This window comes from Flavobacterium taihuense, from assembly GCF_019351435.1.
Lineage (GTDB): Bacteria > Bacteroidota > Bacteroidia > Flavobacteriales > Flavobacteriaceae > Flavobacterium > Flavobacterium taihuense.
On record NZ_JAHWYN010000030.1, the window covers coordinates 1 to 24,489 of the forward strand.

A 24,489-nucleotide genomic window follows, 5' to 3' on the forward strand; every position below is an offset into this window, starting at 1 on the left:
TTTTGAAAATTTTATTTTTCGTTTTCTTCTCGTTTTCTTAGCAGTATTTCAAGGAACGTTACGCATTTTGCGGGGTGCAAAAGTAAACTACTTCTTTAAATCTCACAAGCTTTTTGAAATCTTTTTTTTGAAAATAAATCTTCTTTTTTTTTCATCCCTGCTTGTCAGTATAATAAAGAACTTAGTCGCTGTTGCGGGTGCAAAAGTAGCGCCTTTATTCGTGTAAACAATGACTTTTTTAACCTTTTTTCAAAGTATTTTTTAATCCTCTGGTATGTTGGCATTTACGAGGCGAGGTTTTCTTGATTGAAGTGGTTTCAACATATGAATCACACTGTCCCCTCAGGTTCTTCAAAGTTTTAGTGCTTTATTTAGAGATATTAACCGTTGAACAGGATAAGGATGGGATGAATTTCCTTCTGAATCTTTCCTCCTATATATAAAGATACCGATTTTTCATTTTGTTCTTATAAAAGCCCCATGCCCTAGCCCCGATAGTAGCAAAAATACTTGTGGTCCGGGGTTCGGACCACAAGATTGCAGCGGATAGCGGGAAATAGCTCCTTATTATTAGAATCCTTCTTTTACAACTACTATTTGGATTTTATACTTATATATAGAACAAACCTTATATATCTATTGTATGTGTTTTGCTAATACTTTATATTTGCAATCTTAAAATATAAAAAACAATGATTAAGATTACTTTGCCCGACGGGTCAGTTAGAGAGTTTGCTCCCGGAGTAACTCCGATGGATGTTGCAAAAAGCATCAGTGAAGGATTTGCCAGAAATGTGATTTCAGCTTCTTTTAATGGTACAACTATTGAGACATCAACCCCACTGACGACCGACGGCAGTCTTACATTATACACTTGGAATGATGCTGATGGCAAGAAAGCTTTTTGGCATTCGACTTCACACGTTATGGCTCAAGTTCTTGAAGAAATGTATCCTGGAATTAAACTAACTCTCGGGCCTGCTATTTCTAATGGTTTTTACTATGACGTTGACTTTGAAGATCAAAAGATCACTGAAGCCGACTTTAAAAAAATCGAAGACCGTGTTCTTGAGATTTCAAGAGAAAAACATGAATTTAAAATGCGACCTGTTACTAAAGCAGAAGCTTTGGAAATGTACAAAGACAATGTTTACAAAACAGAACTTATTTCTAATCTTGAAGACGGAACTATCACTTTTTGTGATCACTCTACTTTTACTGACTTATGTCGTGGTGGACATATTCCTAATACAGGAATTATCAAAGCGATGAAAGTAATGAGTGTTGCCGGTGCTTATTGGAGAGGTGACGAGAAAAACAAGCAATTGACTCGCGTTTACGGAACCTCATTCCCTAAACAAAAAGATCTAACTGAATACTTGGAATTACTGGAAGAAGCGAAACGTCGTGATCACAGAAAACTAGGGAAAGAGTTGGAATTATTTGCTTTTTCTCAAAAAGTAGGTGCAGGTTTACCATTATGGTTACCGAAAGGAGCCGCTTTGAGAGATCGATTAGAGCAATTTTTGAAAAAAGCACAGAAAAAAGGTGGGTATGAGCAAGTTGTTACCCCTCATATTGGTCAGAAAGAATTATATGTAACTTCTGGACATTATGCCAAATACGGAGCAGATAGTTTTCAACCGATAAGCACTCCTGCAGAAGGAGAGGAATTTCTATTGAAACCTATGAACTGCCCTCATCACTGTGAAATCTACAATGTAAGACCTTGGTCGTACAAAGATTTACCAAAGCGTTACGCTGAATTTGGAACAGTTTACAGATATGAGCAAAGTGGTGAATTACATGGACTAACTCGTGTACGCGGGTTTACTCAAGATGATGCTCATATATTTTGTACTCCAGAGCAATTGGATGAAGAATTTAAAAAAGTAATCGACTTGGTGCTTTATGTATTTGGTTCATTAGGATTCGAAAACTTTACAGCTCAGATTTCATTAAGAGACAAAGAGAACAGAGATAAATATATTGGTTCTGATGAGAATTGGGAAAAAGCAGAAAACGCAATCATTAATGCTGCAGCAGACAAAGGATTAAATACTGTTGTAGAATACGGAGAGGCTGCTTTCTATGGTCCAAAACTGGATTTCATGGTAAAGGATGCTTTAGGTAGACAATGGCAATTAGGAACAATTCAGGTAGATTACAATTTACCAGAACGTTTTGAATTGACTTATAAAGGATCTGACAATGAATTACATAGGCCTGTAATGATTCACAGAGCGCCATTTGGATCAATGGAACGATTTATTGCTATTTTATTAGAACACACAGCAGGAAATTTCCCGCTTTGGTTAATGCCTGAACAGGCAATTATACTGTCTTTGAGCGAGAAATATGAAAATTATGCTAAAAAAGTTTTAAATCTGCTAGAAAATCACGAAATTCGCGCCCTAATTGACAACAGAAGTGAGACGATAGGGAAGAAAATCAGAGATGCAGAGATGCAGAAGATCCCGTTTATGCTGATTGTAGGTGAGGAGGAAGAGAAAAACGGAACCATTTCTATTCGTCGTCATGGTCAAGAAGGAAAAGGCAATATCAGCGTTACAATAGAAGAATTTGCTTCGATTGTTGACGAGGAAATCAAAAAAACATTAAAAGTATTTACAGTTTAACTTAAATTATAAAGTCATAGCAATAAGAAGCAACAGAGGTTACCAACCTCGCGTAGAAAAAAAGGATGCACACAGAATAAATAATTTTATTCGCGGTGTACAAGAAGTAAGACTTGTGGGTGAAAACATAGAGCCTGGAGTTTTTAAACTTGCAGAAGCTTTAAGATTAGCTGACCAATTTGAATTGGATTTAGTTGAGATTTCACCAAACGCAGAGCCGCCAGTTTGTAAAATCATGGATTACAAGAAATTTGTTTACGAACAAAAGAAACGTGATAAGGTACTGAAAGCCAAATCTACTCAAGTGGTAGTAAAAGAAATACGATTTGGTCCTCAAACTGATGAGCATGATTACGAATTCAAGAGAAAGAATGCTGAAAAATTCTTGAAAGAAGGAGCTAAATTAAAAGCTTTTGTATTCTTTAAAGGGCGTTCCATTATCTACAAAGATCAAGGGCAAATCTTATTATTAAGATTAGCGACTGACTTAGAAGAATACGGAAAAGTAGAAGCAATGCCTGTTCTTGAAGGGAAGAGAATGATTATGTTTATTGCTCCTAAGAAAAAGAAATAAGTCTTAAAGTTGAAAGTCTTAAAGTTGAAAATTACAAGTTAACTTTTAACCATTAAGCAATTAAACTTTCTGACCAAGATATAAGTAAGTAATAATAAATTAAAACACTAGGAAAAAATGCCTAAAATGAAAACCAAATCTAGCGCCAAGAAACGTTTCAAAGTTACTGGTTCTGGAAAGATTAAAAGAAAGCATGCTTTTAAAAGTCACATCTTGACTAAAAAATCTAAAAAACGTAAATTAGCTTTGACTCACTCAGCGCTAGTTCACAAAACAGATATGAAAAGCATCAAACAACAATTAAGAATTATCTAATAATTCTTTAGGTTAAAAACAATTTCAATAACCTTGGAGTATGGCCTTAAGTTCTCTTGATTAAATTCGGGACGCCTGCTACAAAAAAACAATAAAATTATGCCAAGATCGGTAAATTCAGTTGCAAAAAGAGCAAGAAGAAAAAAAATAATGAAGCAAGCCAAAGGTTTCTTTGGTAGACGTAAAAACGTTTGGACAGTTGCGAAGAATGCGGTAGAGAAAGCAATGTGCTACGCTTACCGAGACAGAAAAGTGAATAAAAGAAATTTCCGTGCATTATGGATTCAACGTATCAACGCTGGAGCTAGATTGGAAGGAATGTCATATTCTCAATTCATGGGTAAAGTAAAAGCTAACGGAATCGAATTGAACCGTAAAGTTCTTGCTGATTTAGCGATGAATCACCCAGAAGCTTTCAAAGCAGTACTTAATAAAGTAAAATAAACGTTATATAAACTCAATTTACAATTACTTACTTATAAAAAAACCCATTCGTCTCGGCGAATGGGTTTTTTGTTTGATTAAAATAACTAATTACAAAACGAGTAATGGAGCTATAAATCCAAAACCTAAAAGACCTGTTGTGTAATCTTTGACACCAAATACATTTTCAGTATAACTAGTGTAATTGTATTTTCTAGCTGTATAAGCTACATAAAACTTTATATTCATATCTTTGAAAGGCATGTATTGAACCGTTGGAATAAGCCCATAACTGGTCGACAATTTTGAGCTGCCATTTGGATCTGGATTGTCTTTCCATGAATGATTACTATTCATTACGGTTAAAAGCAAATTAACTTTAGGAGACACTAAATACTCCGCTCTCACCCAATTTTCTACATAAAGAGCGCTTTGTGCGGCATATTGATACTGACTACTAATTATACTTGATACAATTCCTAAACGATCTAAACCTTCGTCATCATATTGAAAATCATAATACAATACAAAATTTTTTGCTTTAAATTTATTTCCCAATGCAAAATAATTCATATGAGAACCTTTTGCTTCGTTAAAATAACTATAGCTATAGGTAGTTTCAAATTTACCATCAAAAAAGCTTCCTCTCCAGTTAGCAACTAAAGCCAGGGGATATTCGGAAGGGTTAATGCTTGGTGGTGCAGAGCTTCCATATTGCTCATCAAACGTTTTTGTTCTGGAATTTAACACTTGGAAAGATATCGAATTTCTACCATCACCTATATCATGAGATATTCCAGCACCTACCAAAAAGTTATCAGCATTTTCTATTAAATCATTATAAGTTAAGATATCAATTGGATTAAAATCAAACTCATACCCTCCCCAATCAGCACATAGTTTACCAAAAGAAAATTTGGTTTTTGGAGACAAATCGATTCTTAAAAAAGCGAGATCTACTGATCTACTAATATTATCCAAATTTCCTGGTACAGGTTCTCTAGTATATCTATTACGAAATCTAAAATAAACTTTGTCATGAATTTTTCCTTTTAATTCGAATCGGAGCTGATTTACATTAAATTCAGAAAGTGTATGATTTCCATCCATAAAATTACTATTATAAGCCATACGCGAATTAAAAATCACATCCACATCTCTTAATAAAGATTGCTTGGAAACAGGTATCAAAGATTTCAAGGAATCCGGTATAAAAAAACCTCCTTCATTGGTTTGCTTTTCCATTTGATCTACTTGACCAAATGTTATAATTGGCAAGAACCCTAGCATTAAACAAATAAAATATTTTTTCATAATCATTAAGTTTTTATAAATTTTACAATAAAAATGATCCTAATAAGAATCCTGTTGCAATTGTCACTACTATAGCAACCACACCAGGCACATTAAAACTATGATTAATAACGTACTTCCCTATTCTGGTACTTCCCGTTCTATCGAAATTTATAGCTGCTAATAATGTTGGATATCCTGGCAAAACAAAGTCGCTGTTTACAGCAGGGAAAATCGCAATTAATGCTGATGGGGGAAGTCCTAGCACTATCCCTAAAGGCATCATAGTTTTGGTTGTAGCTGCTTGACTAAACATCAAAACCCCCATAATAAAAACGGCTATTGCAAAAGTCCAAGGATAATCAGCAACTATACCTCCTAATCCTTTTTGAATTAAAACCTCATTCGAATTCATAAAAGTAGAACTCATCCAAACAACCCCAAATACAGACACAACTGCTGAAGCCATAGATGTGAACAAACTAGCTTTAGTAACATCTGCAGTACTTGTTTTAGTAATTAACATCATAGCCGCAGATGCAGTAAGCGTTATTACACTGATTATAGTAACCATAGACAAAGAACCATTGGCCGCAACGGCAAGTGTCTTTACTCCTGGCTCAAAACTAGGTACTAATTTTGGAAAAGCTCCAGCAATCACAATTAATACAATCGCAAACGTAAATATTAAAACTGAAATTTTAGCACCGGGTTTCAAAGGCTTTACTTCTCCTTCAACTTCTGCTTCCATACTTTTTGCGAATTCAGTATCTTTCATTTTTTCAATAAAAATAAGGTCATCATTTAATTCTGCTCCCTTTTTAAAAACAGAAAAACAACCAATTAATATACCAATAATGCAAGCAGGAATACAGATTTTCATTATGTCTAAAAGTGCACCAGGATACCCCAATATTACCACTATTGCAGCTGTAGCAGCACTCATAGGACTACCTGTCAAAGCCAAATGAGAAGCTATAACGGAAATACTTAAGGGGCGTTCCGGACGAATTCTTTTCTTAGCAGATACCTCCGAAATAATCGGTAACAAAGAATAAACTATATGAGCCGTTCCGGCAAATAAACATAAAAAATATACTGTGAAAGGTGCTATAAATGTAATATTTGATGGGTTGCTTCGAATAATTCTTTCGGCCAAACTCACCAGATAATCAAGTCCTCCAGATGCCTGCAAAGTGGCTGCCGTTGTTACAATAGCCATAATGATCAACATTACATCAAGAGGTGGATCTGTAGGTTTCATTTTGAATAAAAAAAGAAAAATAAACAACCCTACCATCCCCATTACACCTAATCCAATACCTTTCATTTGTGATCCTACAAGAATCATTCCGACAAGAACAGCAAATTCAATCCAAATCATATAGCTATATTTAAGGTTACTACTACTACTCTATTTTAAGTTAAAAAGATTAACTTTTTAACTCATTAATATTCAAAGAAATTCTCTTGAATCTTTGTTCTATCCGAAGTTTCAGTTAGAGATAACATTAATAGCACTCTTGCTTTTTGTGGATTTAAATCATCTGCCACAACAAAACCCAATTCAGCATCTTTAACTTCATTTTCTAGAGTAATTCTACCTGAACCAGCTCTACCAGATCGGCAAACCAAAATTCCTTTTTTAGCAGCTTCCGCTAATGCTTTCCCTACAGGCTCCCCGAAATTTCCATTTCCCATTCCAGCATAAACAATTCCTTTTGGCCCAGAATTAATCATACAGTAAACTGGGTTAGGGCTTGCATCAGCATATCCATAAACAATTTCAACTTGAGGTAAAGAACTCAATTTAGTAATATCAAACTTTTTAGAGGGGTTTCTTACTGACTGGTAATAATAATTTACTTTTCCGTCATAAATTAATCCAATAGGACCGAAATTACGAGATTGAAAAGTTTCTAAATTGGTTGTACTTGTTTTAGTCACATCTCTGGCATCATAAATCTTTTCATCCATAGCTACGATTACTCCTTTTCCTTGACTTTTTGGGCTAGCAGCTACCATGACAGCATCCAATAAGTTTCTATTTCCATCTTGGCTCATTGCAGTTGATGGTCGCATGGCTCCAACCAGAACCACTGGTTTATCAGACACTACCGTTAAATCCAAGAAATAAGCAGTCTCTTCTTGAGTATCAGTACCATGAGTGACGACTATCGCATCGGCTTCATTATTTTTAAAAATCTCATTAATCCTTTTAGATAGTTTTAACCAAGTCACAATATTCATGTCCTGACTGCCTATTTGAGCTATTTGCTCACCAGATATTTTCCCGTATGCATGAATTTGAGGTACTGCATTTAGCAAATCGTCAATAGGCACTTTCCCAGCTGTATAAGCCGCTTTTGTCGCTGATTCTCCTGAACCCGCTATAGTCCCTCCTGTCGCTAAAATAATGATTCTTGGCGAAGTATTTGTTGCTTTACTTTGTGCTTGCAAAGGCAAAACAAAAACAGATATCATAACAAATAAAATAATTTTTTTCATAATTTTTTTAGTTAGAGTTAATTTATTGCTAATCGAAAATATTTAAAAAGCTAATTCTTTATTTTTGACCCGTCATAGTTGCTGGATCTAACATTTTTTTGATCTGATCTTCAGTCAGTAATTTTTTTTCACGGATGAGTTCTAGTATTCCTTTATTGGTAGAAAGTGCTTCTGTGGCTAATTCTGTGGTTTTTTCATAACCCAAAACAGGATTTAGTGCTGTAACGATACCTACACTACGATCAATATAATGCTTCAACACTTCCTCATTCACCGTAATTCCATCAATACAATTTTTTCTAAACAAAGGCATTGTTTTATAAAAAAGAGCTTGAGATTCCATAATTGAAATCGCAACCACAGGTTCGTATGCATTGAGTTGTAAGAGGCCATTTGAAGAAGCTAATGTTACAGTAACATCGTTACCGATAACTTTGTAGCAAACCTGATTCATAAGTTCCGGCATTACAGGATTTACTTTTCCAGGCATAATTGAGGATCCCGGCTGAAGAGCTGGTAAGTTTATTTCGAATATTCCCGTTCTAGGTCCCATTGCCAAAATAATTAAATCACTGCTTATTTTTGAAATCGCTACTGATAAGCTTTTGAGAGCCGAAGAATACATTACAAACCCTTGCATACTAGAAGTGGCAGCAATTAAATCAGAACTTAATTTCATGGGTTTTCCCGTAATTTTGGCCAAATGTGCTGCACATTTTTCAGCATAACCTGGAGCCGCTGTGATTCCGGTACCAATAGCCGTCGCTCCCATATTTTCTTCATACAAATAGGCTTCACTTTTGCGAAGACCTTCGATTTCAGCATCCAATTGGTATCCAAAAGCATGGAACTCTTGACCCAACGTCATTGGCACAGCATCCTGACCCTCAGTACGTCCCATTTTTAAAATTGTATTAAACTCATCTCCTTTTTTATGAAAAGCATCAGAGAGTAATTTTGCTTCTTTCATCAATTTATCATTGTGTAATAATAATGCAACATGAATGGCTGTTGGATATACATCATTTGTAGATTGTCCCATATTCAAATCATCATGAGGTTCTATAAATTTATACTCCCCTTTTTTATGACCGCTCAATTCAAGAGCAATATTTGCAAGCACTTCATTGGCATTCATATTAGCCGATGTTCCAGCTCCACCTTGATAAAGATCTACTAAAAACTGATCGTGATATTTTCCATCAATAACTGCTTGACATGCTTTTTCAATAGCTTCAAGTCTGTCTTTTTTCATACGACCAACATCTGCATTGGCTCGCGCCGCCGCTAATTTCACCATTGCATACGCTCTTACATAATCTGGATAGAAGTTAGTTTTCACTCCACTTACCTGAAAATTCTCCAATGCTCTAGCCGTTTGCACACCATAATAAGCATCAGTAGGAATTTGCTTTTCACCTAATAAATCTTTTTCTGTTCTAAACTGGGCAAACGTTGAAAAGCCCATCAGAGTTAAAGATACTATCATCAAAATTTCTAATTCTTTTTTCATTGGTAAAACATTAATAGTTAAAATTTAAATTATGAGGTAATAAACTTAGGATGGATTAAATTTTCGATTGAATAAATTTCATCCCATTTATCTTGAGTAATTAATTTGCGTTCCATAACTGCAATTTGATGGACACTTTTTCCTGTTTTCAAAGCTTCTCCAGCAATACTGGCACTTTCTTCATATCCTAAAATTGGATTCAGCTGAGTTACAATTCCGATACTATTCATTACCATATTATAACAATGCTTTTCATTTGCCGTAATACCAATAATACATTTGTCAATTAATGTATGAATGGCATTTGTCAAATAATCTAACGAAGTAAACATCGCAAAAGCTATTACTGGCTCCATAACATTTAATTGCAATTGTCCTGCCTCAGCTGCCATAGTTACCGTTAAATCTTGACCAATTACATAAAAACAAGTTTGATTGACTACTTCTGGAATTACGGGGTTTACTTTTCCTGGCATAATAGATGAACCGGGTTGGCGGGGTGGCAAATTAATTTCGTTAAACCCTGTCCGAGGGCCAGAACTTAACAATCTCAAATCATTGCATATTTTTGAAATTTTAACAGCCGTTCTTTTCATGGTACCCATAATTTGCACATAGGCTCCTGTATCCACTGTAGCCTCAATCAAATCGGGTGATAATGTTAATGGAATTCCGATTTCTTTGGCCAAATAATTGACACAAATTTCCGGATATCCCTCTGGTGCATTTACTTTGGTACCAATGGCAGTCGCACCCATATTTATTTCTAAAACCAAACTTTGGGCATCACGCAATCGTTTGATATCTTCCCCAATAGTTGTGGCATAAGAATGGAATTCCTGTCCCAAAGTCATCGGTACAGCATCCTGCAATTGAGTACGTCCCATTTTTAAAACTCTGCTAAATTCATCGCCTTTAGCTCTAAAAGCAGTTTCTAGATTCTCTAAAGCTTTAATAAAAACATCCATCTTTAAATAAACAGCAATTCTAAAAGCCGATGGATAAGCATCATTAGTGGATTGAGAACAATTCACGTGATTGTTTGGGTGAAGAAATTTATACTCTCCTTTTTTATGTCCTAAATATTCCAAGCCAATATTAGCTATCACTTCATTGGCATTCATATTTACGGATGTTCCTGCGCCTCCTTGAATCAAATCGCTTACAAATTCATTGTCAAATTTTCCGGCTATTATCTGATCACTACCATAACAAATGGCTTCAACGATTTTAGCATCAAGAGCACCACAATCTCTATTGGCCATTGCTGCCGCTTTTTTTACATAACCCAATGCCTTTATGAATAATGGCTCTTTTGAAATCGGAATTCCAGTGATATTAAAATTTTCTACCGCTCTAAAAGTTTGTATTCCATAATACAAATGATTCGGAATTTCCAATTCCCCTAAAAAATCGTGCTCTTTTCTTGTTGTTTTCATAATAATCTTAATTATTGTTTTTGACTTATTTGTGGTATAAAAATAATTAAATATACTTTAAAACGATTATTTTAAAAGTTATTTTTATTTAATTTTTAGAAATAAAGAAAATAAATTATTTCAAAAATCTAAATCCAGATAATGAAATTAATTAAATATAAAAACAGATTCAATTCATCATAGAAACCAAAATTGGTCCCCAAGCAGTCAAAAGTATATTCCCTAATGCATATGGAATTGTATACCCCAAAACAGGAAATTTACTAGCCGAAGCGTCCTGAATAGCTTTGAGCCCAATAGTCGAAGTTCCGGCACCCGTTTGAGCTCCCAACAAAATGATCGGATTCATTTTGAGAACATATTTTCCAAAATAAAGTCCTATAATATGTGGCACTATAGAAACCAAAAAACCTGCCAAAATAATACTAAAACCCATTTCTTGAATTCCAGAAACAAAACTAGGACCAGCAGCCATACCTACTAAACCAATAAATGTCGCCAATCCCACATTATCAAAAATCCATAGCGCTGGTTCTGGAATACTCCCAAATATTGGAGTTCTTGAATGCAACCACCCAAAGACCAATCCCATCACCAATGCTCCTCCACTAGTTGTTAACGTAACTGAGATTCCAAAAACGTTTATTGAAAGCAACCCAAAAAGTCCTCCCAAAACAATTCCAAGCCCCAAAAAAACAATATCGGTTGCTGAACTTAATCGATCCAAATACCCAATTTCTTTGGCAGCCTTTTCTATCAGAACCATTTTTCCAGTAACTTTCAAAACATCTCCTCTTTGCAAAACAGTATTTAAGTTAAAAGGTATATCCTGATACTCTCTAGTAATCTTATCTAACATTAACCCATTACCAAAACGATTGCGTAAACTCCTAATTGTTTTCCCTGAAATTTCTTTGTTTGTAATTGTTACATCCATATGTGCTAATGGAAATTTCAGTAATTCTTCGTCTAAAACTTCAGGACCTATATTGGAAAGGCTGTTTAAGATGATACCATGTTGCGCCATTATCACCAGGACATCTCCTTTTTGAATAATTGTTTTTGGGGATGGTTCTATCAGCTCTTCATTATGTCGCATTCGTTGAATGACCAATCTTAAATCTTTATTCTTTTTTTCAAATTCGGAAATGGTAAGACCAATCCATTTCTCATTTGTTATTTGGTAAGCTCTTATAATCCATCGTTGATAAGCAGATTGTATCCCCGGTTCATGTTCTGTCTCTCCAGTTAACGTTTGACTGAGTTTTTCGCTTTCTTCTACTAAATTGATCCTTAATAATTTTGGAGCAATCGTAGTTAAAAAAAATACAAAAGAAATAGCACCAATAAGATAGGTAAGGGAATAAGCAACTGGTATATGATTAACCAATTGTGTTTTTTCTATTTCTGAAATAGGTAATTGATGAATGGCTTCTGAGGCTGTACCAATAAGTGTAGATTCTGAAAATGCGCCTGCTAAAAGTCCCGCAGCAGTGCCGGTATCGTAGCCTAAAATTATAGACATTCCGAAAGCAATTAATAAACAACTAACACAAATAACAACCGTTAGCATCAATTGGGGGAACGCATTTTTCTTTAACCCCTGAAAAAACTGAGGACCTACTTTATAACCTGTAGCAAAAAGGAAAAAATCGAAGAAAATAGTTTTAACAATTGGAGGAACTTCAATATTTAGTTGTCCTATAAGTACTCCTGCAAACAAAGTTCCCAAAACCACCCCAATTTTGAAAGTACCAATTTTTATATGCCCCAATGCGAAACCCAGAGATAGTGTTAAAAAAACGGCTAACTCAGGATGATCCCGTAAAATATGTGCAAAATTTTCCATTAACTTCAGATTTAAAATCCATTAACAAAATACACTCTATTTAAAAAACCGGGGCAAGCTTTTAAATTAACACTAAAGTTAATACATAAATAAGCATAACAAAAAAAATCATACTTTTTTTTGCTAATTTATACCAAATATAATTAATGCAGTAAATTATATTCAATAAAAAAATATTCATGATAACTTAAAATATACTATTCATTCATATTTCCAAAATTAAATAAAGAGCATTATCATCCTCTAAATACTATTTAACAAAAACTTGGCATCGCACTACTAACTAAACTACTTATATTCTGGAATATACATTTTACTCTTGATAAAATCACTAATATTTACTGGCCTTTCAATACCAGCCAAACCAGAGTTAAAAATATCTTCAGCAATTTTTACGGCGACATTTACTGATACTCTTAAAATATCTGCTACATTGGGGTAAATCAAACCATTTTCAAAATCGGCAAAAGATACTTGTTCTGCTACAGCTTCAGCAGCAGTTAACAATATATCGTCAGTAACTCTTGTGGCTTCTGTAGCAAAAATAGCAAGTCCCAAAGCTGGAAAAATAAACACATTATTTCCTTGCCCCGGAGTAAAAATTTTTCCTTGATATTCTACTGCAGCAAATGGGCTTCCACTAGCAAAAATAGCTTTCCCTTTGCTCCAAAAATAAGCTTCTTCGGCAGTACATTCAGAATGAGAAGTTGGGTTTGAATAAGGAAAAATTATAGGTCGTTCATTTACAGCACTCATATTTTCTATAACTTGCTGATTGAATGCACCCCCAACTGTACTTACACCTACAATAGCTGTTGGTTTAATTTTAAGAACTGCTTCAGCAAAATCAGTACACGGATCTGAATCGTGTGAAAATTGCAACTGATGTTCGGCAAGATCCGTTCGACTTTTTACCAATAATCCATTTATATCAAACATCCATATTTGATTTAAAGCTTCTTCCTTGGTCAAACCATCTCTTTGGAATTTTTTAACCAACATATCTGCTATCCCAAATGCTGCCGCCCCCGCCCCTAAAAATAAAAAACGTTGATCTATAAACGTTTTATTCATTAACCGACTTATAGAAATAAATCCAGCAGTGGCAATGGCTGCCGTTCCTTGAATATCATCATTAAAAGTACAGACTTTATACTTATAGCTGTTTAAAATACGGATAGCATCTACTCCAGGGAAGTCTTCCCACTGAATACATATTTTAGGAAAAACTTCATTCATGGCTTCAACAAAAGCAGCTACAAAATCATCAAATTCCTTGCCTCTAATTCTTTTGCATTTCAAACCTGGATACAATGGATCATTTAAAAATTCCACATTATTGGTCCCCACATCCAACACAATTGGCAATGTATATTCTGGAGGAACACCTCCACAACTGGTATATAAAACTAATTTACCTATAGGTATTCCCAAACCAAAAATACCCAAATCTCCCAAGCCTAAAATCCGCCCGCCATCTGTAACAACAGTGAATCGAACATCTTTTTCAGGCCAATTTCTAAGTATATCTTTAATATGATCCTTCTGATTTATTGAAATAATCAACCCTCTTGGTCTTCGAGCCACCTGTCCAAATTTCTGGCAAGCTTCTCCAACTGTCGGGGTATATACTAAAGGGAGGAATTTTGCTGGTTCACTACTGATTGTTTTAAAAAATAAAGTTTCATTATTCTCTAACAATTGCATTAGGAAAATGTATTGATTTATGGGTTTTTCAAAATTTTCCAATTGTTCCCGAACTCGTAGTATTTGTGTTTCTATGGTTTCAATTGCTTCAGGCAACATTCCTTGTAATCCATATTTTTGCCTTTCTTCTTTAGTAAAAGCAGTTCCTTTGTTTAATCGGGGATTACGTAATATTGAATAACCAGTACTATCTTCCATCTTCAATCAGTTTATAAATTATTAATTTTTTAAAATCTATAAAATAACCACTAGTCCAATTTTTAAAATGATTGTTTATTAAATTCAAAATATATTAAAATAGAACCCTCCAAAAAAATAACAATTCAATATTCTCCATTAAAAGCCAAATTACTCGTCTCCTGAATGATGCTCTGGGGCTTTAGGAACATTATGTTTTACACCTGTGTTCAGGTAAAAGAACAACCTGATAGTATGATTCATATCATATTGATAACCTGAATATTTCTCTTGGTAAACATTCATATAACCCAAATCATAACTCAATTTGGGGTTTATATTTTGTTTGATTCCAATGAACAATCTGTTTTGATCAAATGTATTATAAACAACTTCTTTGCCAAAATGAATTAACAATTCATCCGATAAAACCAAAGAGGGCAACTTTTTATTACTGAATATTGGAATGGTAAAACTAGCTAAATACCGTATTCTGTCTGTAAATCGAAGTTCTCCTGTTGGCTCATCATTCGCCATTTTCTCTTGCCATCTTTGCTCGTTTCGCAATCTTTGAAGCACGCTTACTTTTCCAATTTTGGTAATTAACTGTGCTTGTTGGTATATTCTGTTTTCATCTGCGTAGGTTGACCATCCTTCTTTCGTTGGGGCCAGCCACATATGGGCATACCCAGCAGTTACGGAAACTGATGCATTGGGTATATATGAAATTCCGCCTCTTAAAAAATAAAAATTATTACTCTCAAAAAATCCGTTTTCACGAATATGGGCATCAGCAACTATTCCCCAGTGATCACTGAATTTTGTAACTGTGTTCAAGGAAACCCAGGTTTGAACTTGTTGATTAACTTCTTTTTTGGTAGCCCCTTGACCAAACATCAAAAAGGGAAATAATAGAACTAAAACTTTAGATAAATTTTTCAAAACAGTATACAGTTTAAATCGAAAATAAGTTTGTAATAAAATTAATTAAAATATCATTACTATTTTTTTTACAGTAAAAATACTTTTCATTTCAATACATAAACATGATTTTTATCATATTAGAACGAAGTAAAATCTTTTTTTTATTTACTCGTGAAAAATAAACGAAAGGCGTTTTAACTGACAATTCTTGTCTGTTTTAAAATCATATTATTTAAACAGAAGTATGTCTCCTAAATAAAATACATTTGCACACAAAAAAGTGTTTATTAAAAAATGAAAACAAAATTTCTCTATTTATTTCTCTATTTATTTCTCTTCCTTACTTTTCCGGTTATTTCCCAAACCAAACTCCTTTCTTGGAATTTAGAGAATTTCGGTAAATCCAAATCAGATCAAGAGATTGCATTTATTGCAAATACACTAAAAGACTTCGATATTGTGACTATCCAAGAAGTAGTGGCAGGAAATGGAGGTGCGCGAGCAATTGCCCGATTAGCGGATGAACTCAATCGAAAAGGAGCAAAATGGGATTATCGAATAAGTAACCCTACTACAAGCAGTGCTTATAAAACAGAACGTTATGCATTTCTCTGGAAAACAAATAACCTAAAACTAAAAGGCAAACCTTGGCTAGAACAAAAATATAATTTGGAAATAGAACGCGAGCCTTACTTTGCTACATTTGAAATCAAAGGAAAAACCATAACCATTGCTACTTTTCATGCAATCACAAAAAGTAAACAACCTGAAACCGAGATAAAATATTTCAAGCTGTTGCCAGATGAATATCCAACTTTGAATTTACTATTTACCGGAGATTTTAATTGTCCGCAATCCCATTCGGTATTTACACCTCTGAAGAAAATGGGCTACGCTTCGATTTTAGAAAATCAAAAAACATCTTTAAAATCAAAATGTAAAGGAGATAATTGCTTGGCCTCTGAATATGACAATATGTTTTATAAAAGCAATTCTCTAAACTATATAAACTCAGATGTGGTTCTGTTTTATAAAAAGTTTATCTCCTTAAAAGAAGCCCGAAAAATATCCGATCATCTTCCTATTTGGGTTGAATTTTCTTTGAATTAATTATTCTAAAGAAAATTCAAAAAAAATCCAAATTCCAATTATAACTATTGAAATTTGGATTTTTTAAAATTATTGCATTTTATGTCTTCTGCTTTTTCTTTCTCGCAGCGGGAAACAAGACATTATTCAAAATTAATCGATAGCCTGGAGAATTGGGATGTAAATCCAGTACAGTAGCTGGATCACCTACTTGATGCTGATAATCCTCGGGATCATGGCCTCCATAAAAAGTAAACATACCTTTTCCCTTTTCACCATGTATGTAACGCGCTTCACCGTTTAGTTCACAAGCTCCCATCACCAATACATTTGATTTTACCAATTCTGGATCAAATGAGGTAGTTTGCCCCATAAACCCTTTGATTAACTGCGTATGATTTTGACACAACATACTTGGTATAAAGTCCCATTTGGCTGAAAATTCCATCAAAGTAAAATAGTCTTTGTCCATAGGAATCTTTCTTTTTAAAGTCATATCAATATCCGAAAACTCATATTGTTCAGGTCTGCGTTCTAAGGTAAAATTTTTGAAAGCGAAAGTGCTAGCAAAATTCAATTTCGATTGATAATTGGCCTCACTGGGATCTCCGTCAAACATGGATTCACAAATATCAACACCGTCTGCGGCCAACGCAATATCAAAACTATCCGTCGCAGAGCACATTGCAAACAAAAAACCGCCTCCTATTACAAAATCACGAATTTTTTTGGCAACAGCACCTTTTTCCTGAGAAACTTTTTCGTAACCTAGTTTTTTGGCTAAAGCCTCAGCATCTCTTTTTTGGTCAATGTACCAAGGGATATTTTTATAGGCCCCATAAAACTTTCCATATTGTCCAGTATAATCCTCGTGATGCAAATGCAACCAATCATACAACAATAATTGATCGGTTAATACTTCTTCATCATATATAGGAGTAAAAGGAATTTCGGCGTACGTTAAAACTAAGGTTACCGCATCATCCCATGGCTGTTTTCCTTTAGGGGTGTAAACTGCAATTTTGGGTGCTTTCTCTAGTACAACAGCTTCCATGTTTTGAGACGGACTGGAAATTTCATCTAATATCGCTGTTTCTTCTGCATCTGAAAGTATTTCAAAACTTACACCCCGTATTTGACATTCTTTTCGAATTTCTACGGAATCAGGCAATAAAAAAGAACCTCCTCTGTAATTAAGCAACCAACTTGCTTTGTAGTTTTTGGCTAAAACCCAATAGGTAATTCCATAAGCTTTAAGGTGATTTTGCTGCGTAGTCTCATCCATTGGCAACAAAATAAAAGAAGCCTTTGAAGCTATGGAAATAAAAAAAATAAATATAAAAATCAGTCTTTTATGTATCATCATGAAACTATTGTACAACAAAGATAATCGGAAGAAGTTGAAGCCTATCAATTTTACGGCATAATTTAAGTCCAAAAAAAGCTTTTTTTTCGGAAACAATTACATATCAAGCGATACAATTTGATTTTGAATGGCGTAAACAACCAATCCGGCAATATTTTTGGATTCCGTTTTAAGTAACAAATTGTTTCGATGACCTTCTACTGTTCTTGGACTTATGAATAATTTTTCACCAATCTCAACTGTACTTTTTTGTTTGCAAATGAGCTGTAATACTTCCAGTTCTCGAGAAGTAATAAAACCATTATCAAAACTACACTTAGATTTTTTATTTGAAACAATATCATTTTGAATAATACTCATAACATAATCTGAATAATAAAATCCTTTGACAGCTACTTCGGTAATGGTCTCAAATAACTCTTGCGGTGTAGTGTTTTTAACTAAATAAGAAACTGCCCCCACATCAATCATGTTAACTATAAATGATTTAGAATCATAACTTGTTAAAGCAATGATTTTTATATCAGAAAAATCTTTGCGAATGATTTTAGTAGCTTCTATACCATTAAGTAAAGGCATTTTCAAATCCATAATTACAATATCAGGTTTAGGATTATCACCTTTAAGAAAATCAATCAATTCCACACCATCTGAAGCTTCAAAAATAACTTCGATGTTTTTTTCTCTTGTTAACAAAAAAGAAATCCCTTTCCTAAATAAAACTTCATCATCAACCAAAATTACTTTAATAGTTTCATTCATATGCAGCTATTATTATTTTGTTATGTGTAAATTAAAAATTAAAAATCACAGAAGTTCCTAGACTCAATTGTGATTCAACTGATAGATTACCTCCTAAAATGGCAACCCTACTCATAATATTTTTCATTCCAAGCCCTTTGTGGCTCTCTATTTGTTTCAAATCAAAACCAATTCCATTATCTGAATAAAGACAAGATCTTTTTCCCTTTATTTCATCAAAAAGAACAGAAATAGTTGTTGCATTACCATGTTTCATTGAATTATCTAATAAATCCTGCAAAATTCTAAAAACATGTATGTGAGACTCATTTTCTTTAAAATCAAATTTTAATTTGTTTTCATATTGAATCGTTATTGACCCATTTCTATTTAAGTCATCACATAATTCTTCGATTCCTGCATGGAGCCCAAATTTATCCAATACTGGAGGGAGTAAATTATAGGTCATTTTTCTGGAACTTTCCAAAGCTTTCGAAGTATATTCAATAATATTTTTGGTAATCTCTTCAATATCCTTTTGGGGCAAATTAGGAATCTTTAGTAGATGACAATTCAAAGAAATCACATTCAATTTTGAACTTATATCATCATGTAAGTCTTGTGCTATTCTTTTTCTTTCCAATTCTAACGTACGAATTACTGCTGCCAATTGATTCTTTCTAAAAAAAACATCTAAATTATTAAATTCCAATTTCTTTTCCATTTCTACCTAGTTATAAAGTATGTCAAATTATCGCTTTTACAAAAAAAATCAATCTAGACTAGCTTTAAATATTATAAAATTATATTTAATACTTCAATTAAACTACTAAAAGTAAATCATTTATGTTAAATAATATTTTTCCCTAAAGACTATTATACTAATAGTAGATTTTTGAGATAACTATTTTCTTCATTATAAATTTTCAACTTAAATCCCAGCAACATATACAATACCTATCAATTAGTATTTATTTCACTTTATACGTATTTCCCATTTTTAACCAGACATAGAACAAATATAATTATATTTAGCTATTTTCCTAATAAAAAATATTTGTAAATTTAAGTATTCCCTCCAAACATTAAAAACCTCGCAAAAAAATGAAGGTGATTTAATCTTTCTATTGCGATCTATAAGTTAAATATATTAATTTATTTTTCAAAGATAACTACAAACATCATAAAACCAACCAATTTATAAAAAGTAAAAAAATAAATAAAATACTGAAAATCAATACTATAAAAATTAAATATTTAATGTGTTTGCGCTATAAAAAAAAGATCAAATAGCTTTCTCATATAACACCAATTTTTTCTCTTCATGACATCAAATAACCGATTGATTACATTTAAAAACAGTAAAGAAGAACTATTTATTTATTTTATATCATTAAAGAGCATTATTAAATTCAAGTAGTTATTTAATAATAACCATAATAATTTCATAAAAAGTCATTTGTCGACTTTTCGTGCCGTTAATCCATAAAATTACTTTTTACATACTTTAATGCAATTTAAACCTGTAACTTTTTACATAACAAGTACTTAAATTTAATAAAAATAAAAAAACAGGTAAAAATACCTGTACGCAAATAACCTTTTATGCTTTAATTTATTTTTCAAACCTTAAAAAGAATAACTTATGTCAACAGAACCATTTATTGGAGAAATTAAAATTTTCGGCTTTGATTTTGCCCCGAAATCATATGCAAACTGCAACGGTCAACTTTTAGCTATTTCCCAAAACAGTGCACTTTTCGCTTTGTTGGGCACACAATACGGAGGAAATGGCCAAACAACATTTGGATTACCCGATTTAAGAGGCAGAATGGCTATTGGGCAAGGATCAGGCCCTGGACTGCCTTCTCACAGTATTGGAGAAATTTCCGGAACCACAAATGTTTCTTTATTAACCTCAAATTTACCTGCCCATACGCACCTAGCTACTGGAATTACTGTTAATACTCCGGTGTCCAATAACAATGGAGATGTCAGTGATCCTAGCAGTGCTTATTTGGCAAAAGGGAGTTCTGATGTCTATTCCTCAGTGGCAACCAGTAATAACTACGGAGCTTTGACAGTTTCAGGACAAACTGCTGCCACTGGAAGTAATATGCCTATTGACATTACCAATCCTTATTTAGTAATCAATTATTCTATCGCCATCTATGGTATTTTCCCTAGCAGAAATTAAGATAGTACAACTTTTAATTATTAATACTTTAAAATAAAAAATATGTCAACAGAACCATTTATAGGCGAAATCAAAATATTGGGTTTCAATTTTCCTCCAAGAGGTTATACGCTTTGCGCAGGACAACTTATATCAATAGCTGAAAATACAGCTCTATTTTCATTAATAGGAACAAACTATGGAGGGGATGGCCAAGTAACTTTTGGTTTACCCGACTTGCAAGGAAGAATACCTATCGGTCAAGGACAGGGTCCGGGATTACCTGATTACATAATTGGCCAAAAAGGCGGCAATACACAAGCCACCATAACAATAGCCAATATGCCGGCCCATAGTCATCCTGCCCAAGGAATAACGGTTAATATGCCAGTCTCAAATAACAACGGCGATGCGTCCGACCCTAGTGGAGCCTATCTAGCCAAAGGAAGTTCTGATGTCTATTCCTCTGTAGCAACGAGCAATAATTATGGCCCTTTAATCATTGGAGGGCAAACGGGAATTACCGGAAGTAACACACCTATAGATATTACAAATCCTTATTTAGCAATTAATTACTCCATTGCTCTAGAAGGAATTTTCCCTAGTAGAAACTAATTAATTTTAATTTAAAAAAAAGGAAATTCTAAAAAAATTTCCTTTTTTGATATATAAAAATACATGCAGACAATTGGAATTTTATTACCCCGATCAACTTATTATGAGACTATTGGTTTTGATCTTTATGAAGGACTCCGATCTGGGTTAAAGCATTTGGGTAGAGCCGATATTAGAATAGTTTCTGAAAACATTGGATTTGGAGCCGACAAGCAACAATGCTATCGAAGTGCAGAAAAACTTTTGCTTGAAGAGAATGTAGATCTTGTAATTGCTTACATCGGACACCGAACTGCACAATTGCTTCGTCCGCTTTTTTTAGCCGCCAACAAAATGCTAATCGTTCTGGACGCAGGCGCCAATTTACCACACGAGTGGTCAGTTTGCCCAAATATTTTCTACCATTCCCTTCATAATGCATTAGGGGCTTGGCATATTGCAAAAGAAGCAGCAGATAATGGTTATAAAAATGCCGGAATGGTAACGGGATATTATGATGGCGGTTATTTGCACACCTACAGTATCTGCAAAAGCTTTGAAATTGCAGGCGGCACCATTTGTTTCAATCATGCAACTGGTTATAAAGCAGCCGATTTTACAATGGAGCCCTTAATAAACCATTTAGAGCAATACCCGGATAGTGCATTACTAAGTCTTTTTAGTGGCGACTATGTACAATGGTATTTTGAAGGAATCAAAAATTTATTTGAAAATAAAAACATTCCTATTTATTTACCTCCATTTGCTTTTGAAGAAACTATGCTTGCAAAGGCTGTATATCCTAGCAATAATATAAAAGGAATTGCCGCTTGGTCCAAAAAAATAGATACTGAAGTAAATACAACTTTCATCGAGACAATTACTGAGGCAGGAAGAATTCCAAATTTATTTTCTTTATTGAGTTGGGAAAGTGCCACAATTGCTCTAAAAGTATTAGAACTTACTGAAACCCATAAAAAAAATGCCACAAAAATAGCAACAGACTTACAATCATTCAAATTTGAAAGTCCAAGAGGCTCCATCTATTTTGACTCCAAAACAAACATATCAATTTCCCCTTTTTATAAAGCAACCATAATCCCTACTGATGATGGAATGTGTGAAATTCAATTAGAAGGTGAAGCAACAGATGTATTTGAAAATTATGTAAAACTTACCGATGAAGAATTAAACAACAGTACATCAGCTTGGTATAACAGTTATGTCTGCATATAATATGGAAAAGCAAAAAAAAATAATAGTGCTGTGCGGCGGTAAGTTTGCCTTCAAAACGTTGCAACTGCTAGCCTATGAAAAATTTATCAGTGGCATTGGAATTGGTAACGGAAGCGAAACCATTACCGAAGCATTGGAAAGAGAAACCGAAAACAGTAACATTGAATTCAAATCATTTCCAAATCAAAAAAGCATTTCCGAGATGAAAAATTGGATCGAAAGTATTCAACCCGATTATATATTCTGCATCTCCTTCCCTTTTTTGATACCAGAATCGGTATTAGCATATGGAACTGATAAATTTATTAATTTCCATCCTGCCCCATTACCTCAATACCGCGGTGCAATGCCCATTTTTGAAGTACTAAAAAATCAAGAAAATGAAACTGCGATTTGTGTTCATTTTATGAATACAAAATTTGATGAGGGCCCAATTATATTTAATGACACTGTTCTCATTAATCCAGGAGACACTTATGGAAAACTAACGGTAAGATTAAGTGAACGCATGGCACAAGTTGCGCTAAATGTTGCCAATATGATACAGTTTGCCAGCAAAATTCCAAGCCAACCACAAGACGAAATGCTTTCCTATTATTATGAGAAACCCACCTTAGCGGACACTTACATAAATTGGAAACGAATGACAGGAAGTCAAATAATTGCACTGATTAATGCCTGTAACCCTTGGAATACGGGAGCCGATGCAACATTACTTGGAGAGCAAATCAAAATTATCTCAGCATCATTATTACATTCCAAACACAACAACCAACCCGGAACAATTGTATCGATGACTGATACGTTAAATATAGCCTGTGAGGATAACCAACAAATTGCTATTGAAATACTTAGTACCGACCAAGGCATTATGACTGCACAACACTTTGGCAGTTTGAAACCAATATAAAGCAAATACCAAAAGTAGCATTTACACTAATCAACTATAAAACTCAATAAAAAGCGACATCATGAAAAAGAACTTTACATTAATTCTAACTCTACTCCTTAGCTTCTATTATACGCAAGGGGAGGCTCAAACACAGTTTTGGAGCGATGATTTTGACGCTGGCCCAACATCTGGTACCAGAACACCAGAAGGCACTGGTGGAACAGGCACACCCGCAACAAGTTATTTTAAACTAACTGACGGATCCACCGTTTCGCAGGAAGTCGCTTTTACTGGAAAACAAGGCACTAATTACTGGGCTGGAGAAGACCATAATGCCCTAGGAACAGGACTACCTTCTGCTGGAGGCGGTACTGATGATATAAATGATGAATTAACTATAACTTGGACTGGCATCAATATTACGGGCAAAACCGGATTGAATTTTAAAGGTTTGTTCGCTGCAAATAGTACTAATCAACCTTGGGATACAAAAATAAACTGTGCTAGTACCGGAACTACCACCAATACTGATTATATTATTATTCAGTACCAAATCAATGGTGGTGTATGGACAGACTTAATTCGTTTTTTTGTTAAAAATTTAGCCGCTGGAAATAGGGTGTTAACTGAAGATACAGATGGCGATAGTTGTGGTGATGGAACTTCAATAACAAATGTATTTGGGGAATTTACTAAAAATATTACTGGAACAGGAACAACTCTAAATTTGCGCATAAACGTTTATTCCGAAGGAGACAGGGAAGAATGGGGTATCGACAATTTCCGCTTGTTTGGAGCTGATGCTTGTGTAACCCCCACTGCATATACTGTTACCGGTGGAGGTGCTTATTGTTCAGGAGGAACTGGCTCAGCCGTGGGTTTATCAAATTCTGACACCGGAGTAACATATCAATTAAAAAATGGAGCTACCGATGTGGGAAGTCCAGTGTCTGGAACAGGCACAGCAATTTCTTTTGGCAACCAAACAGCTGCAGCAACTTATACCGTACTAGCTACAAGAACAGCAGGTAGCT

22 protein-coding genes are annotated in these 24,489 nt (G+C 34.1%); 11 read left to right on the top strand and 11 right to left on the bottom strand.

Translation table 11 applies throughout. From position 1 onward, the window contains the following. The 5 genes from KZH69_RS19325 to rplT all read left to right on the top strand — a co-directional run. On the top strand, nt 1-226 hold a 226-nt coding region (locus tag KZH69_RS19325; RefSeq protein ID WP_219319119.1), incomplete at its 5' end, for a hypothetical protein. A 466-nt stretch (nt 227-692) separates the two neighbouring features. Continuing rightward, nucleotides 693-2,639 (top strand): threonine--tRNA ligase, encoded by a 1,947-nt coding sequence (gene thrS / locus KZH69_RS19330; RefSeq protein ID WP_219319120.1) that lies wholly within the window; start codon nt 693-695, stop codon nt 2,637-2,639. Between the two features lie 16 nt (nt 2,640-2,655). Beyond that, complete coding sequence (gene infC, locus KZH69_RS19335) at nt 2,656-3,213, top strand: translation initiation factor IF-3 (protein ID WP_370511568.1); 558 nt, start codon at nt 2,656-2,658, stop codon at nt 3,211-3,213. 117 nt (nt 3,214-3,330) lie between these two features. Then, nucleotides 3,331-3,528 (top strand): 50S ribosomal protein L35, encoded by a 198-nt coding sequence (rpmI, locus tag KZH69_RS19340; RefSeq protein WP_022827375.1) that lies wholly within the window; start codon nt 3,331-3,333, stop codon nt 3,526-3,528. 99 nt (nt 3,529-3,627) lie between these two features. Then, the gene (gene rplT, locus KZH69_RS19345) at nt 3,628-3,972 is read left to right on the top strand and encodes a 50S ribosomal protein L20 (protein WP_035633036.1); all 345 of its coding nucleotides are present in this window, start codon (nt 3,628-3,630) and stop codon (nt 3,970-3,972) included. A gap of 90 nt (nt 3,973-4,062) precedes the next feature. Here the strand turns inward: rplT and KZH69_RS19350 are convergent, their stop codons facing one another. From KZH69_RS19350 to KZH69_RS19385, 8 genes are all read right to left on the bottom strand, one after another. Further along, nucleotides 4,063-5,265 carry a porin gene (locus KZH69_RS19350; RefSeq protein ID WP_219319121.1) on the bottom strand — a complete coding sequence of 401 codons (1,203 nt, stop codon included), beginning with the start codon at nt 5,263-5,265 and terminating at the stop codon, nt 4,063-4,065. 22 nt (nt 5,266-5,287) lie between these two features. Beyond that, nucleotides 5,288-6,628, bottom strand: a complete 1,341-nt coding sequence (locus KZH69_RS19355; protein WP_219319122.1) for an anaerobic C4-dicarboxylate transporter family protein — start codon at nt 6,626-6,628, stop codon at nt 5,288-5,290. A gap of 65 nt (nt 6,629-6,693) precedes the next feature. Next, a complete protein-coding gene (locus KZH69_RS19360) occupies nt 6,694-7,752 on the bottom strand; it encodes a type II asparaginase (RefSeq protein WP_219319123.1) in 1,059 nt (352 codons plus the stop codon). 58 nt (nt 7,753-7,810) lie between these two features. Further along, nucleotides 7,811-9,220 (bottom strand): aspartate ammonia-lyase, encoded by a 1,410-nt coding sequence (locus tag KZH69_RS19365; RefSeq protein ID WP_255558519.1) that lies wholly within the window; start codon nt 9,218-9,220, stop codon nt 7,811-7,813. Between the two features lie 74 nt (nt 9,221-9,294). Continuing rightward, complete coding sequence (gene aspA / locus KZH69_RS19370) at nt 9,295-10,704, bottom strand: aspartate ammonia-lyase (protein ID WP_219319125.1); 1,410 nt, start codon at nt 10,702-10,704, stop codon at nt 9,295-9,297. A 169-nt stretch (nt 10,705-10,873) separates the two neighbouring features. Further along, a complete protein-coding gene (aspT, locus tag KZH69_RS19375) occupies nt 10,874-12,553 on the bottom strand; it encodes an aspartate-alanine antiporter (protein WP_219319126.1) in 1,680 nt (559 codons plus the stop codon). Nucleotides 12,554-12,841: 288 nt separating this feature from the next. Further along, nucleotides 12,842-14,458, bottom strand: a complete 1,617-nt coding sequence (locus KZH69_RS19380; protein WP_219319127.1) for an NAD-dependent malic enzyme — start codon at nt 14,456-14,458, stop codon at nt 12,842-12,844. 150 nt (nt 14,459-14,608) lie between these two features. Further along, on the bottom strand, nt 14,609-15,379 hold the full coding sequence (locus KZH69_RS19385) for a DUF2490 domain-containing protein (RefSeq protein WP_219319128.1): 771 nt from the start codon (nt 15,377-15,379) through the stop codon (nt 14,609-14,611). Nucleotides 15,380-15,655: 276 nt separating this feature from the next. Between KZH69_RS19385 and KZH69_RS19390 the strand changes: the two genes are divergently transcribed. Continuing rightward, nucleotides 15,656-16,471: an endonuclease/exonuclease/phosphatase family protein gene (locus KZH69_RS19390; protein ID WP_219319129.1), complete on the top strand. Its 816-nt coding sequence runs from the start codon at nt 15,656-15,658 to the stop codon at nt 16,469-16,471. A 79-nt stretch (nt 16,472-16,550) separates the two neighbouring features. Here the strand turns inward: KZH69_RS19390 and KZH69_RS19395 are convergent, their stop codons facing one another. From KZH69_RS19395 to KZH69_RS19405, 3 genes are all read right to left on the bottom strand, one after another. Continuing rightward, nucleotides 16,551-17,813, bottom strand: a complete 1,263-nt coding sequence (locus KZH69_RS19395; protein ID WP_219319137.1) for an asparagine synthetase B — start codon at nt 17,811-17,813, stop codon at nt 16,551-16,553. A gap of 99 nt (nt 17,814-17,912) precedes the next feature. After that, complete coding sequence (locus tag KZH69_RS19400; RefSeq protein ID WP_219319130.1) at nt 17,913-18,578, bottom strand: response regulator transcription factor; 666 nt, start codon at nt 18,576-18,578, stop codon at nt 17,913-17,915. A 31-nt stretch (nt 18,579-18,609) separates the two neighbouring features. Next, on the bottom strand, nt 18,610-19,281 hold the full coding sequence (locus tag KZH69_RS19405; protein ID WP_219319131.1) for a sensor histidine kinase: 672 nt from the start codon (nt 19,279-19,281) through the stop codon (nt 18,610-18,612). 921 nt (nt 19,282-20,202) lie between these two features. On the opposite strand from KZH69_RS19405, the gene KZH69_RS19410 reads away from it, so the two are divergent. The 5 genes from KZH69_RS19410 to KZH69_RS19430 form a co-directional block, all read left to right on the top strand. Then, nucleotides 20,203-20,754 carry a phage tail protein gene (locus KZH69_RS19410; RefSeq protein WP_219319132.1) on the top strand — a complete coding sequence of 184 codons (552 nt, stop codon included), beginning with the start codon at nt 20,203-20,205 and terminating at the stop codon, nt 20,752-20,754. Nucleotides 20,755-20,796: 42 nt separating this feature from the next. Beyond that, nucleotides 20,797-21,348, top strand: a complete 552-nt coding sequence (locus KZH69_RS19415; RefSeq protein ID WP_219319133.1) for a phage tail protein — start codon at nt 20,797-20,799, stop codon at nt 21,346-21,348. A gap of 63 nt (nt 21,349-21,411) precedes the next feature. Beyond that, the gene (locus KZH69_RS19420; RefSeq protein WP_219319134.1) at nt 21,412-22,563 is read left to right on the top strand and encodes an ABC transporter substrate-binding protein; all 1,152 of its coding nucleotides are present in this window, start codon (nt 21,412-21,414) and stop codon (nt 22,561-22,563) included. Nucleotide 22,564: 1 nt separating this feature from the next. After that, on the top strand, nt 22,565-23,473 hold the full coding sequence (locus tag KZH69_RS19425; protein ID WP_255558518.1) for a methionyl-tRNA formyltransferase: 909 nt from the start codon (nt 22,565-22,567) through the stop codon (nt 23,471-23,473). Between the two features lie 61 nt (nt 23,474-23,534). Beyond that, a partial coding sequence (locus KZH69_RS19430; RefSeq protein WP_219319135.1) for a hypothetical protein occupies nt 23,535-24,489 on the top strand: 955 nt, incomplete at its 3' end.